General features: G+C 49.6%; 9 protein-coding genes. 7 read left to right on the top strand and 2 right to left on the bottom strand.

The annotated features are described in order from the left end of the window. Positions 1-33 precede the first annotated feature (33 nt). Positions 34-2145 carry an elongation factor G gene (locus AAC022_RS08085; protein ID WP_339729921.1) on the bottom strand — a complete coding sequence of 704 codons (2112 nt, stop codon included), beginning with the start codon at positions 2143-2145 and terminating at the stop codon, positions 34-36. A gap of 403 nt (positions 2146-2548) precedes the next feature. Continuing rightward, entirely contained in the window at positions 2549-3829 is a 1281-nt protein-coding gene (locus AAC022_RS08080) for a DUF4013 domain-containing protein (protein ID WP_339729918.1), read from the bottom strand. A 314-nt stretch (positions 3830-4143) separates the two neighbouring features. Here AAC022_RS08080 and AAC022_RS08075 point away from each other — a divergent pair, with 314 nt between their 5' ends. The 7 genes from AAC022_RS08075 (at position 4144) to AAC022_RS08045 (ending at position 14804) form a co-directional block, all read left to right on the top strand. After that, complete coding sequence (locus tag AAC022_RS08075) at positions 4144-5781, top strand: DUF1549 domain-containing protein (RefSeq protein WP_339729917.1); 1638 nt, start codon at positions 4144-4146, stop codon at positions 5779-5781. Between the two features lie 3 nt (positions 5782-5784). Then, positions 5785-7053, top strand: coding sequence for a DUF1501 domain-containing protein (locus AAC022_RS08070; RefSeq protein WP_339729916.1), 1269 nt, complete (start codon positions 5785-5787; stop codon positions 7051-7053). A 183-nt stretch (positions 7054-7236) separates the two neighbouring features. Beyond that, positions 7237-8511: a PQQ-binding-like beta-propeller repeat protein gene (locus AAC022_RS08065; protein ID WP_339729913.1), complete on the top strand. Its 1275-nt coding sequence runs from the start codon at positions 7237-7239 to the stop codon at positions 8509-8511. A gap of 120 nt (positions 8512-8631) precedes the next feature. Then, complete coding sequence (locus tag AAC022_RS08060) at positions 8632-9513, top strand: prephenate dehydrogenase (RefSeq protein WP_339729911.1); 882 nt, start codon at positions 8632-8634, stop codon at positions 9511-9513. A gap of 75 nt (positions 9514-9588) precedes the next feature. Further along, positions 9589-12504, top strand: coding sequence for a phosphoribosylformylglycinamidine synthase subunit PurL (gene purL / locus AAC022_RS08055; RefSeq protein WP_339729909.1), 2916 nt, complete (start codon positions 9589-9591; stop codon positions 12502-12504). A 346-nt stretch (positions 12505-12850) separates the two neighbouring features. Continuing rightward, positions 12851-13927, top strand: coding sequence for a MoxR family ATPase (locus AAC022_RS08050; RefSeq protein WP_339729908.1), 1077 nt, complete (start codon positions 12851-12853; stop codon positions 13925-13927). Further along, complete coding sequence (locus AAC022_RS08045) at positions 13893-14804, top strand: DUF58 domain-containing protein (protein WP_339729907.1); 912 nt, start codon at positions 13893-13895, stop codon at positions 14802-14804. Before AAC022_RS08050 ends, AAC022_RS08045 begins: the two co-directional genes overlap by 35 nt. Positions 14805-14809 lie beyond the last annotated feature (5 nt).

Raw genomic sequence — 14809 nt, 5'->3', positions numbered from 1 at the left:
TGCAGGCTGCTCTTGTGAATCGAACTCACTAAGCTAGCCATTTGCCTTCTTGAGCAGCTCAATAATTTTCGCCTGCTCGTTTGGCGGAATCATTTCATAATGACTTAATTCAATGTCATAAGTCCCCCGCCCCCCCGTCAGACTGGAAAGCGTGCGGGCATACGTCATGATTTCTGCCAGGGGAACCCGCGCCTGGATAATTTCATAACCGCCGGGAGAAACCTGCATGCCTTCCATGCGTCCTCGGCGACTGGAGAGATCACTGCTGATGTCGCCAACATTTTCTTCCGGAATCAGGATTTCGATTTTGACAATCGGTTCCAGTAAAGCCGGTCGCGCTTTCTGAAACAGCTCGGCAAAACACTTGCTGGCGGCGATTTTGAAAGCCGTTTCGTTGCTATCCACCGGATGATCTTTGCCGAAGTAAACTTCACAAACTAGATCCTGCACCTGACAGCCCGTAACCACGCCTTGCTTCATTCGCTCGCGAACCCCTTTTTCCACAGCCGGGATAAATTGATTTGGAATCGAACCTCCCGAGATTCGATCGACAAATGCATAATTGAATTCGGGATCGTAATGATACGATCTGAGATGATCAAATTTTGCCTTGGTAAAGTACTCTTCCGGATTCACATCATGTGGCATGGGAGAGAGCCTGAGGTGAACCTCAGCGAATTGTCCCGCGCCACCCGACTGCTTTTTGTGACGATAGCTGCCTTCTACGGTTCCCATAATCGTTTCACGATAAGGTACTTTCGGCTGATGTGTAACCACTGCTACTTTATCACGATGCAAAAGGCGTTCCTGCACGATCTTCAAATGCAATTCACTCATCCCTTGCATGACCATCTCATGCGTTTCCTCATCATGAATCACATGGAAGGTTTGATCTTCTTCTTCAATTTTATGAAGCGCACCAGATATTTTCTGCTGGTCATTCTGGCTTTTAGGCTCCACTGCCAGCCCCACCACCGGATGCGGAAACTTGATTTCAGGCAGTGAAAGTCCATCACCATTCACATCGGCGGCAATCGTATCTCCCAGCTTTAGATCATCCACCTTAGCGACGGCGAAAATATCTCCCACTGTCACTTCATCCACGGGCTCCTGTTTTCCCCCCTGCACGTCGAGTAACTGATTCAAGCGGACTGGTTTTCCAGTACGTACATTTACGACTGACGAATCTTTATTTAACTTGCCCGAAAAGACTCTGAGATAATTCATTTTAGAAATGAAGGGATCGATGCGGGTTTTGATGACTTGTGCGACAAACGGCTGGTCGGGCGAAGGGTCCAGCATCACGGAACGCCCGTCTTTCGTCTGTTCCATACGCTGAATATCTTGCGGACATAATGTGTAGTTCGACATGGCTTCCATAAATTCGGCCACACCAACTCCCGTTTTGGCGCTCATGAATAACACAGGAATCAGCGTCCCCGCCGCCATGGCTTTCGGGATATTAGCCGATAACTCCTGAGCGCTGATCTCTTCTCCCTCAAAGAAACGCTCCAAAAGCTCTTCATTCGATTCGACGATGGCTTCAATCAATTCCTGGCGTGTGCCTTCTGGATCTCCTAAAACTCCCGCTTCGGATGCCTTGGTATTTTTCACAAGATCATGTACGGCTTTGAAATCGTCTCCCAATCCAACCGGCAGGTTAATTGGGATGCAGTGAGAGCCGAATGTTTCACGAACGGAATTTAGCAGGGAATCGTAGTCGATATTTTCTGTATCACATTTATTCAGCACGATCATTCGGGCTATGCCGGCCTCTTGTGACATCTTGGAAACACGCAGTGCATTGATTTCCACGCCATGCCCGGCGTTCAACAATATTAACGCGGTCTCGACAGCCCGTAATGCGCCGGAAACCTGCCCTATGAAATCGGGATAACCTGGTGTGTCAATCAAATTGATATGGTGGCCACCATAATCGAAATGCACCAACGTGGACGCGATCGAAATCCGATGGTCAATTTCTTCCTCATCGGTATCCAGCAGGCTGGTGCCTTCATCGACAGACCCCAGTCGAGGAGAGGCACCAGATTGAAAAAGCAAAAGATCGGCTACAGTTGTTTTGCCAACAGCCCCGTGGCCGACCAATGCCACATTCCTAACGTCATCTACCTTGTATTCGTTCATCGCTCGTCCTGCCTTTCAAAAGAATGGCCAGGCGCAATTGTCCTCCGTTCCGTTAAAGGCAACACGCATAGCCAGGAAATGATGCGAACGTGTGTGTGCCGGGAAAAATAGAACTTTTCCCGGCATATCCTTAAGCCAGATTCCCGGAAGAAACCCGGATCAATTCTGCGATTGATTACGAATGGTGTGCTCTCTCTGCTTTCATTTCATCCAAATCTTCCTCTCTCAAAATCATAACTTTATGATTTTTAAAAGGCGAAAGGATTTTCAGAAAATTCGAATTGCACTCGGGGAAACAAAGCGCTGTGTTAAAACAGGCAGCTGACAGCAAGCGGTTAACGAAAGAAGCGGCTTTCCACAAAGTCAGCAGACATTAAGGCTTACCTCTGCAAGCAGGTATTTCTTAGTAAGGAATCGGCAACAAGAACACGTGGTGCTCCAGGAGCACGCCACTTCCATGAATCCCAATGAATTGGGTAAAGAACAGGATAAACACGTAGACGGCCAGCAACGGCACTACTATCGTCCGGCCTAACCATCGCCATCCAAACCAGGCGTTTTGTGTCCGCGTAGAGGCTCGATAATAGACCCAGCCCAACAGCAGTTTCGTTGGATAAATCGTCGCCACGAAGATCAGGGTAATACCCCAAACCGCATCGCGTGGTAGCGCCGCCACTTTAAACAGATAGAGGGGCAGTGACAAAACATAAACCACAATCAGAGCCAACATCCACGCCAAAGGAGCCCGTTTGAATTTGCGACGAACGGTTCCCAGTTCAAACATCGCGCGAAAACGATTCTCTGCTGTAAAATGCGCTTGCAACAAAGGTAGCCATCCCAGCACAATCACCAGACTGAGACCTCCCAGTATGGTAATCAGAACAGGAGTTCCCTGCCCTCCCTCTGGTGCACTGGCTGCGGAAAACATCAAGGACGGAATCACCAGCCAGATAAACGCACCCAGAAAGCCACGCAATCCCAATGAAAAATTCTGCCCCAATTTAAGTGACGCCACGAAGGTACTCACATTCAGAGCCGCTCGTTCAAAGTAACCACCGGCTCGAATCTGTTTGATAAACCAGATCAGATTTTTGAGTGGCCGAATGAAACAGGAAAATTTCCCCCCACGGGCTAATGCCAGACAGAGATGAATGGCAATCAGAATTGAAGCAACCCGATTTATAAAATGTAATGTCTGGTCGCTCTGTCCTCCCGGATCAATCAATCGCGCATCGGCGGCGGCACCTGCCAAAAGAAACAGAGGAATTAACCAGAGTCCGATACCTATCACAATCGTTCCCAGCCGCGGCGCGATATCCAGGAGCGGAAATGCCAAGCGAATTTTTCCCGTTCGCGCCACTCTACCTTCAACATCCAGCAGATAGCCCAAAGCGATAAAGTTGACAATTGGAATGGCGGCGATCACCGCTAGAAAAAGAACCAGGCACGCTATGCCAAATACCATCCTCATCAACCACAAAGTCGCTTTGACAGGATGACGGAACAAGTGAGGAAAAGGGGGAATATTTCCCACAACTTCATCAGGGTAAAACAGATCAATTTCCGTCTTCCGTGATTCCGCTTCAGAGGCATCCGGAAGGAAGACGCTCACTTCACAGGCTGCTATAGAGCCTCCCGCGAGTGCACCCTCAGAATCATTTTCTTGTGTGGCGTGTTCAGTCACAAGATGCTCCGTCTGGTTTCCAGAAACCCGGGGTTTTGATTGTAAATGGATCGCATCCCCTGAATCAGCATGCATTTTCACAATATCACTCGCAAATAGGTAAGTCCGGATTATAACAGATATTTTTAATGGATCGAGAAACAATCCCATCTTGGTCCCGATATGCCTATTGAGTGATACTCGAAAAAAAGCTCCAAGTTTCAAGAATTCACTGAAACTTTCGAATTACCAATCTGGTATAATTAACAGAACGCGTGAAACGAGGAACATTTTCACGCTCTTTGGTGCATTCACATTTATTCAGAGATGATCTCATGAAGCCAAGCTCCCACAACTGGAAAATTGCCTTTCTGCCATTCTGTGTTGTTGGCTTGGTTCTTTCACTGGTCGCCTGGGCTTCCAGCAGTCCCGTTGTCATTTCCCCCAAAGCACCTGCTCTGCCTGAAGATATTTCCGTCAACCGTACTGTCGAACAGGTCGACCAGTTTTTTGAAAATCAATGGTCTGAACAAGACATCGCCACCACGCAAATTTCTGATGACTACCTTCTACTCCGCAGGCTCTCGTTGGCGTTGCATGGCACGATTCCCTCACTGGAAGAAATCCGTGAATTCGAAGCGATGCAGGGAACAGATCGAATCAAACGCTGGACCTTCAAGCTTCTGGAAGACCGCCGCTTTGCAGACTATTTTTCCGAACGATTCACACGTGCTTTTGTCGGTGTGGAACAAGGTCAGTTTATTATCTTCCGACGTGATCGACTCAAAGCCTGGCTCAGCGAACAGATCCAAGCCAATACGCCGTACGATGAACTGGTCCGCACGTTGATCTCAGGTGAAGGACTCTGGACCGGAGATCCGGAGACGAATTTTATTACATCAGCCGTCGCTGACGGAAACCTTGATCGCAATAAATTAACCGGTAGCACGGTGCGCTCCTTTCTGGGACAGCGTATCGATTGTGCCCAATGCCATGACCACCCTTTTGATCATTGGAAACAGTCCGACTTTGAAGGTTTGACTGCCTTTTATGGACAAGTCGAAATTCAGGTTCTCGGCGTGCGACAAAATGAGGAACTGAAATACGAGGTGGAAGACCGAGAGACGTTAGAAAAACACACTGTTTCTCCGCAGGTCCCTTTTCTGAATGAGTGCCTGCCTCAAGAAGGGACTCTGCGAGAGAAACTGGCGGCGTGGGTCACACATCCTCAGAATCGGAGATTCGAACGGGCTGCCGCCAATCGATTCTGGGGATTAGTCTTTGGAGTCCCGTATATCGATCCCGTGGATGACCTGCCTGCTCCCACAGATTTGACTGAATCTGAGCCGGATGTACTCGACCTCCTCGGACAGGACTTCCGCGAGAACGGATATGACATCAAACGCATGGTACAAATGATTGTTGCTTCAAAACCATTTCGTCTGACATCCACTTCACAAAGCAATGACAGTGAGCAAATCGAACGCGACACTGATGCCTGGGCTCTGTTCCCACTCGTCCGCCTGCGTCCCGAACAAATAATCGGATCAATGCTGCAGGCCTCGTCATTAAAAACGATCGATCAAAACTCCAATCTCTTCATGCGAGGACGTCGGTTTTTCTCTGAACTTGATTTTGTCCGTGAGTACGGCGACCTGGGTAGTGATGAACTCAATGATTTTCCCGGCACGATTCCCCAGGCACTGCTCAGAATGAACGGCGAATTTGCCAGGGACAATGGGACTGCCTCGCTGTTGAATTCGGTCGGACGAATTTCTCAACTGGATATCACAGACGAAAAACGAGTGGAAACCTGTTTTTTAGTCTGCCTGACCCGCTTACCTACCAGTTTGGAACGCGACCACTTCCTGAAACAATATCAGACAGCCTTGAATCCAACACAACGCGAGAAGATTACAGAAGACCTGTTTTGGGCTTTATATAATTCACCTGAATTTTCCTGGAACCATTAAACCATGTTTGATTCCACATATTTATCGACTAAATTCAGCCGCCGCGATTTATGCAAAGTCGCCGTGGGTAGCACGCTCTCATTCATGCTGCCCAGTTTCGATTTGAAAGCAGCACAAAAACGAGGTCCCGAACGCAAGAAATCGGTCATCGTTCTCTGGATGGGGGGAGGCCCCAGCCAGTTGGAAACCTGGGATCCGCATCCGGGAACAGCCATCGGCGGACCAGGAAATGCTATTAAAACCGTTGTCCCTGGTCTCCAGATTTCCGATATGTATCCCCTGCTGGCAGAACAGCTCGATGGGATGTCGGTCATTCGCTCCATGGTTTCCAAAGAGGGAGATCACGAACGCGGTACCCAATATCTCAAAACAGGCTACCGTCCTGAACCGACAACCGTCTACCCGGCGCTCGGTGCTATCATCACGCATGAGACACCGAACAAACATCTCGAAATCCCACAACATATTTCGATGGGCAATACACAGTTCCCTGCCCGGGGTGGCTACCTCGGCGGACATCTCGATGCGTTCCGCGTACAGGATCCAGGAAAAAACATTGGCAACATGCGCGCCGGCGTAGAAACCCCACGACAAAGTCGGCGGCTGGATAATTTAAATATTGTCTCCCAGGCATTTCAAAAAGGAAGAACGATTCAAACCAAAAAAACATTGCACCAGTCAACAATCGATCGTGCGTTGACCATGATGAGTTCCGAACAGCTCAATGCGTTTGAAATCGAGAAAGAATCAGAGTCAGTTCGAAAAGCATATGGAGATTCTTCCTTCGGTAGAGGCTGTTTGGTGGCCCGTAGACTGGTTGAGCAAGGTGTGCATTCAATTGAAGTCAACCTGAGCGGCTGGGACAGTCATGCCAATAACTTCACCGGACATCAAACTCAGTCGAAGATGCTCGACCCCGCTTTTTCCAGCCTGCTCAAAGATTTGAAAGCCAGAGATCTGCTCGATTCCACAATTGTGCTCTGCATTGGCGAATTCGGTCGCACTCCTAAAATCAATCCGCTTGAGGGCCGCGATCACTGGCCCACTGGTTTCTCCTGTATCGTGGGAGGCGGAGGCTTGAAAGGGAATATGATCATCGGAGAAACCGACCCGACCGGTAAAGAAAAGAAACCGACCGATCCGGTTCAAATTCAGGATCTTTATGCCACAATCCTGCAAAACCTGAAGATTGACTATCAGAAAGAACTTATTTCTCCCATCGGTCGCCCGTTAGCCCTCAGCGAGGGTACCCCTATTCAAAAGCTGATCTGAGACAGGCAGACGGCCATACTGCCACCTTGTTCATCGGTATTATTTAAGCCGATTCAGGAATAATGCTTGCCTGAGAGAATAAAACACTCTAATTTGATGAAACAGCGAAACCAGCCCCGGCTGTCGTTGTTTCATTATTGAGTTACCATTCTCCCCCCTCCGATCTTCCTATGGAATATGAACATGAGCCGCATTCTTTCCGCTGTGATTCTATTTTTGGCTTTCGCTGCCACAAGTCTGACTCCTCTTTCAGCCGCTGACTGGTCACAATTTCGCGGCCCCTCAGGAAACGGAATTTCCGCTTCAACGGGTCTCCCCACAGAGTGGAGTGCAGAAAAGAATATTACCTGGAAAACCAAACTACCGGGCCGTGGTTCTTCGAGCCCCATTCTGTTCGGCAATCAGATCTTTCTTACCGCTTATTCCGGATATGGACTCACAGTTGAAGATGACGGCAACCCGTCTGATTTGCGTTTGCACGTGATCTCAGTCAATCGACAAAACGGCGAAATCATGTGGGATGAATCTGTGCCTCCTTTAAATCAAGTTCAGAAAATCTCCAAACGAATTGTGGACCATGGTTACGCCAGTGGGACTCCAGCCTGTGACGAGACCGGCGTCTATGCCTTTTTTGGGACCTCGGGCGTCGTCGCATACGACCTGAAAGGAAAGCTCAAGTGGCAAGCCGATGTTGGTGATGGAACCGCGGGCTTCGGCTCTGCTTCGTCTCCAATTCTGTATAAAGACTTCGTGATCGTAAACGCCAGCATTGAAAGTGATACAGTCTACGCGTTGAAGAAAAGTAACGGTGAGATTGCCTGGAAGGCAGATAATATTGTGCGTGCCTGGACCACTCCCTCAATCGTGGATCTGCCGGGCGGCAAACAGGAACTGGTCGTCAACCAGAAAACCCAGATCCTGGGCTTCGACCCGGATACTGGCAAAAAGCTGTGGACCTGCGAAGGCATTCAAGACTATGTAGTACCCGTTGTCGTTCAGAATGAGGGCATTCTGTATTGTCTGGGAGGCCGTAGCAACCGTAGTATTGCCGTCCGACCGGGGGGCCGCGGGGATGTCACGAAAACTCACAAGCTGTGGGAAGTCAACGTCGGGGCGAATGTCACCTCTCCCGTTTTCTACAAGGACCATCTTTACTGGGCCAGCGATCGTGGAATCGCTTTCTGCCTGAATGCGAAGAATGGAGAAGTAGTCTACAAAAATCGACTCCCGACCAAGTCCCGGCTTTACGCGTCCATCGTTCTCGGCGACGGAAAACTCTACATCACAACCCGGGATAATGGTGTGGTCGTTCTCAAAGCTGGTCCTGAATATGTGGAACTGGCGCGGAACGAAATTTCGACTGATGAAGATTTATTCAACGCGTCTCCCGCTGTCAGCGAAGGCAGTATCTATTTGCGTACAAACGGCTACCTCTATCGAATCTCAGATGACAAATGAGATTCAACACAAAAGATAACGATTAAATAACTTACAACGTCGTGAGACTTTTCGATCAGGTCGGTGATACTGTAGTCAAACCGCTGGAAATCCCGATTCGGGGCTTCTACAATACGAGGCATGATTGAACCAAAGACGGAAAACCCCTACCTCTTCAAAACGATCGGCATCATCGGTGTCGGCCTGTTGGGAGGTTCCATTGCAGCGGCAGCGCGACGCCGCAAGATTACCGAAACAGTCCTGGGAGCAGGACGGAATCCATCCCGCATGCGCGCAGCCCAGCAATCCGGGTTACTGGATCGTGGCACAACCAATATTGCCGAAACGGCAGCACAGTCAGATCTGATTGTCGTTTGTACCCCCGTCAACCAAATCGTTCAATTCATCCGGACTGTAGCCCAACACAGCCGCCCCGGTACCATTATCACCGATGTCGGCAGCACTAAACAGAAAATATGCGAAGCGCTTTATGGAAGCCTTCCTGAAGGAGTGACATTTGTCGCCTCGCATCCGCTAGCAGGTTCGGAAAAGGCCGGTTTTGAATTCGCAGATCCCAATCTGTTTCAGGATCGATCCTGCGTGATCACGCCGGACGCTTCGCTCCCCTCTGAGGCAGTAGCCAAAGTGAAACAATTCTGGGAAGCATTAGGGATGCATGTTCTGGTGACTTCGCCTGAAAAGCATGATCAAATCCTCGCTGAAACCAGTCATCTGCCGCACGTGGTTTCTTCTGCATTAGCAATGACCCTGACCGCAGAAAACAGGGCATTTACCTCAACCGGGTTTCGGGATACGACCCGAATTGCCGCCGGCGATCCTTCAATCTGGATCGATATTTTACTCAGCAACAGTCAAGCCGTTGTGAACAGTATTGATAAATACACCGAATCTCTGCACCACTTAAGAGATGCCATCGAAAACCATGATGAAAATCTACTGCGCAAACTTCTGGAAGATGGTAAAAAGAACCACAATGCATTAAATTCAGCCCGGCCTCAATAGTGCACTTGCCTGGGGCGATGCTGCAATCGAACTCATTCATTTTTCTGACTTGAATAAACAGTAACTGGAATTCCCATGCTTTGCGAAGTTGAAATCAAACCTGCCGAGAACCAGATTGACCGTGAAGGAGCCCGGATTCTGAAAGAATGTCAGGTGCTCGGCACCAGTTCTATTCGCTCGGTACAGGCCGCACACTCTTATCTGCTGGAGGGTGATCTGGATCAATCCGACGTGGAAAAGATTGCTCGTTCTTTGCTGTCAGATCCGATTGTCGAAACGTTTGAAATTCGCATGCTCTCGAGTAACTCTTCAGAGTCTACAGAATCAGAACCATTGCTGAACGTCCTGTTCAAGCCAGGTGTTACCGACAACATCGCCAACAGTGCTCGACAGGCAATCTGCGATTTAGGCTTGTCGGTGGAAAATGTAGCCACCTGTCGCAAATACTGGGTCAACTCTGATGCGAGTTCCGAAGAAATGGACCACATGGCGGCCAAGGTACTATCGAACGAAGCTATCGAACACGTAGTTCGCGGTCCCCTCAACATGGACACCATCAAGCTGGGCAGTGAATACACGTTTGAACTGGTCACGATTCCCATTCGGTCCATGAACGACCGGCAACTGGAAACTCTCAGCCGCGAAGGTCAACTCTACTTGAACCTGACCGAGATGAAGACCATTAAAGACTACTATGTCAGTCAGGAGAAAGATCCAACAGACGTCGAACTGGAAAGTATCGCACAAACCTGGAGTGAACACTGTTCGCACAAAACACTGGCAGGTCGGATTCATTTTCGAGATGGCGAACGCGACCTTCATTTTGAGAACATGCTCAAGGAAACCATCTTTGCCGCTACCACGGAAATACGAAAATCACTCGGCGAAAAAGACTGGTGTGTTAGCGTATTTGCCGACAATGCCGGCGTGATCACTTTCGACGACAAACAGGATGTCTGCTTTAAAGTCGAAACGCACAATCATCCCTCTGCCCTGGAACCTTACGGCGGTGCCAATACGGGACTGGGAGGCGTGATCCGCGATCCAATGGGAACAGGCCTTGGAGGCAGACCGGTTTGCAATACCGATGTCTTCTGTTTTGCCCCCCCGGAAGTCTCTTACGATGAACTCCCGGCTGGCGTCTTGCATCCGAAAGCTGTTGCGACCGGTGTCGTTTCCGGCGTTCGTGATTATGGCAATCGTATGGGAATTCCTACAGTCAATGGCGCAGTTTACTTTGATGAGCGCTATCTCGGGAACCCCCTTGTCTATTGCGGCAACGTAGCGATGTTGCCCGTAGGGAAATCAGCCAAGCAGCAGGCACAACCGGGAAATTATATCGTCGCTGTCGGTGGTCGAACCGGGCGGGATGGGATTCACGGCGCGACGTTTTCTTCTGCGGAATTGACATCGGACAGTGAAATGCTGTCTGGCGGTGCCGTCCAGATAGGTAATGCGATTACCGAAAAAATGATGCTGGATGTCATTCTGGAAGCACGCGACAAAGAGTTATTCTCAGCCATTACCGACTGCGGTGCCGGCGGTTTCAGTAGTGCTGTGGGCGAGATGGGGGAAAATACGGGAGCCGAAGTCTGGCTGGATCAATGCCCGCTCAAATACGCTGGACTGTCTTACACAGAAATCTGGATCTCCGAAGCGCAGGAACGAATGGTGCTGGCTGTTCCTCCCGAAAACTGGGAAGCGTTCGAAGCAATCTGCTCCGGTGAAGGTGTCGAGGCATCAGTCATCGGAAAGTTCACCGACACCAATCATCTGGTCCTCAAGTATCAGGATCAGATTGTGGCTGACCTGGAAATGTCATTCCTGCATGACGGCCGACCGCCTGTGATTCGAGAAGCCGTCTATAAAACGCCGGACTTTATTCCCCTGAATCCACCTCAAAATAACGATCATACCAAAGACCTGCTCGCGATTTTAAGTTCACTCAATGTGTGCAGTAAAGAGTGGATCATTCGCCAGTATGATCAGGAAGTTCAAGCAGGCAGCGTGGTCAAACCGTTGGTTGGTGTTCAGAATGACGGCCCATCCGATGCAGCCGTTGTCCGCCCTGATCTGACGTCAGCCCGTGGCCTGGTAATCTCGTGTGGCATGAATCCCCGTTATGGAGATTTGAACACGCACTGGATGGCCGCCTCTGCCATTGATGAAGCAATTCGAAACTGTGTTGCAGTAGGAGCAGACCCCGCGAAGATTGCGATTCTCGATAACTTCTGCTGGGGGAATACCGACCGACCAGAAACATTAGGTAGCCTGGTTGCTGCGGCACTGGCCTGCCAGGAATATTCCATCGTATTTGGCGCTCCCTTTATCAGTGGCAAAGACAGTTTGTACAACGAGTATTCGTATGAAAATGAACAAGGGGAAAAAGAGACCGTCGCCATTCCCGCTTCGCTCTTAATCAGTGCCCTCGGGCAAATTGCCGATGTCACTAAAGCAGTCACGATGGATTTGAAAGCGCCCGGCAACCGGATATTCCTGGTTGGTTCGACACAGGATGAATTGGGGGGCAGCCACTTCGCGCTTGTGAATCAACTGGAAGGGGGACAGGTCCCGCACGTCGATAAAGATGAGGCGCCGGAAATTTTCAAAGCCATGCACGCTGCCATTCAGAAACAACTCGTTCGAAGTTGCCATGACCTGAGTGAAGGCGGCCTGGCAGTCGCGGCGGCAGAAATGGCCTTTGCCGGCGGATACGGAATGAAGCTGGACCCGACACGCCTTCCAGAAGCCCTCGAGCTTTCAACGCCCAGTCTGCTCTTTTCCGAAAGCAATACCCGCTTTTTGATCGAAGTCGCCCCGGATAAAATCGATGAGTTGCAGTCCTGCTTTAAGGAGCTGCCCCTGGTTGAAATTGGCGAAGTCATCAGTAGCCGCCAATTCTCTGTGAAAGGCAATGCGGGCAATACCGCGATCAATGCCAGTCTGGATGAGCTGAAAGCGGCTTGGAAAAACCCCTTGGCGTGGGACTGACCAAGTCATACCGCCTGTGTGTACAACCCGATATTTCCTGTCGAAAATCGATTGTCAGCAACCAGCTAAACCGAGTCTTTCTGATTGTTATTACCTGGAAGCCTTAAAATAAGGCTTTCCCACCCCCGATGCTCGCGTAAAATAAGCAAGAAGGTCTGGAAGTTTGTGAGTTGTACTGGAAACAAACTTCAGTATCGTGCCTTTCCTTTTACGCTCGCAGATTGGAAGGAAACCCCTGTAATTTCTTGATTTATAGTCGCAAAGTCCCTTCTCAGGCATTACGATAGAACTTACGGAACTATCTGTGCTAAGCAGTGTTTACCTTTGTAGAAAGGTGTGAAAACGGATGTCGGAAGCGAATCATGATGTAACCGGATCTCCTGAGCTCGAAATCACTCAGGAATCAATAAATAAGCTGAGTTCTGCCTATCAGCAGATTCACGAACAGATGTCGAAAGTCATTGTGGGGCAGGATCAGGTGATTGAGCAGCTCCTGATCTCGTTATTCAGTCGCGGTCACTGTTTACTGGAAGGTGTCCCGGGGCTCGCCAAAACGCTGATGATCAGTTCGCTGGCCCAAACCCTCTCGATGTCGTTTAGCCGCATTCAGTTTACCCCCGACCTGATGCCCGCCGACATTACAGGAACGGACGTCTTACAGGAAAACCGTGAAACAGGCGAACGGGAATTTCGTTTCATCCAGGGCCCTTTATTCCACAATGTCGTTCTGGCAGATGAAATTAACCGGACGCCTCCCAAAACACAGGCCGCTCTGCTGGAAGCGATGCAGGAACATCAGATCAGTGTCGGACAAACGCGGCACCTGCTGAGTGATCCTTTTTTCGTACTGGCAACACAAAACCCGATCGAACAGGAAGGGACCTACTCTCTGCCGGAAGCCCAGCAGGACCGGTTCATGTTTAAAGTTTATGTGCGGTATCCTTCTTTCCAGGAAGAACGGGAAATTGCCCGTAAAACCACGTCCGATACAAACCAGAAAATCGAACACGTATTGAACGCTGTTGACGTTCTGGAGATTCAAAAAATCGTGCGACAGGTGCCTGTCTCGGACCATGTCATTGACTACGCACTGGCTCTGGTCAGACAAACCCGGGTGAATGAACCAGGGACTCCCGATTTTATCAACGAATGGTTGAGCTGGGGCGCAGGCCCTCGCGCAGTCCAAAACCTGTTACTAGGTGGAAAAACACGAGCGTTACTCAATGGTCATGCTCACGTCTCAACGGAAGATATCAGCGCTCTGGCCGCCCCGGTGTTACGTCATCGAATCGTAACGAACTTCTCTGCAGAATCGGAAGGCATTACTTCGGATCGTGTGATTGAGCGATTGATTGAAGAGACTCCGTCTAAGGAAGGCGAACTGACCAGTGACCCAAGATTACAGAAAATTTTTGCTGCCTGAAGCAATTTCCCGAATTTCCAGACTGGAAATTCGGGCACGTTCGATTGTCGAAGGGTTCTTATCTGGATTGCACCGTAGTCCTTTTTTTGGCCAATCGGTGGAGTTTGCGCAACACCGCGAGTACGCACCCGGGGACGATGTGCGCAATATCGACTGGAAGGTCTGGTCGAAAACAGATAAGTACTACATTAAACAATACGAAGAAGACACGAACCTAAGAACCACCCTGCTGGTGGACGTCAGCGAATCGATGCAGTTCGGGTCGGGGCCGCTTAACAAATATGAATACGGCTGTACGGCGGCAGCTGCGCTGGCTTTTCTGTTGCTGAAACAGCAGGACGCCGTCGGTTTGATTACCTTTGATGATGCCATTCGTTCCCGCGTTCCCGCCTTAAGCAAACGAAATCATCTCAATGCCTTACTCACCGCGCTGGCAACTGAAAAACCAGCTCAAAAAACCGACGTTTTTGACGTATTAAAAGAAGTCGCCGAAACGCGATCTAAAAAAGGCACGATAATCCTTATCTCTGATTTATTCGTTAATAGGGAAAGCTTGTTCAAAGGTCTACGTCTACTGCAATATCGCGGCCACGACATCATGCTGCTGCATATTCTGGATGATCAGGAGCTCGATTTTGATTACGCCGGGACAACGCGATTTGAAGGCATGGAAGAAACGGGGGAACTCGTCTGTGATCCCCGCTCCTTACGCGAAGGTTATCTCAATGCCATGCATGAGTTTTTGAATGAAATCAGAAGACGTTGTGCCAAAAATAAATTTGACTATCAAACCATCAGAACCAGCGAGTACCTCGATGCGGTACTGGCACATTACCTGAACCATCGGATCGGCATGCAGCAGTCGATTCGGCAGTAAGACGC

Origin of the sequence: uncultured Gimesia sp. (assembly GCF_963976445.1) — a bacterium.
Classification (GTDB): domain Bacteria; phylum Planctomycetota; class Planctomycetia; order Planctomycetales; family Planctomycetaceae; genus Gimesia.
The sequence above is the reverse complement of the archived record's forward strand: the minus strand, read 5'-3'. Positions and strand labels throughout refer to the sequence as shown.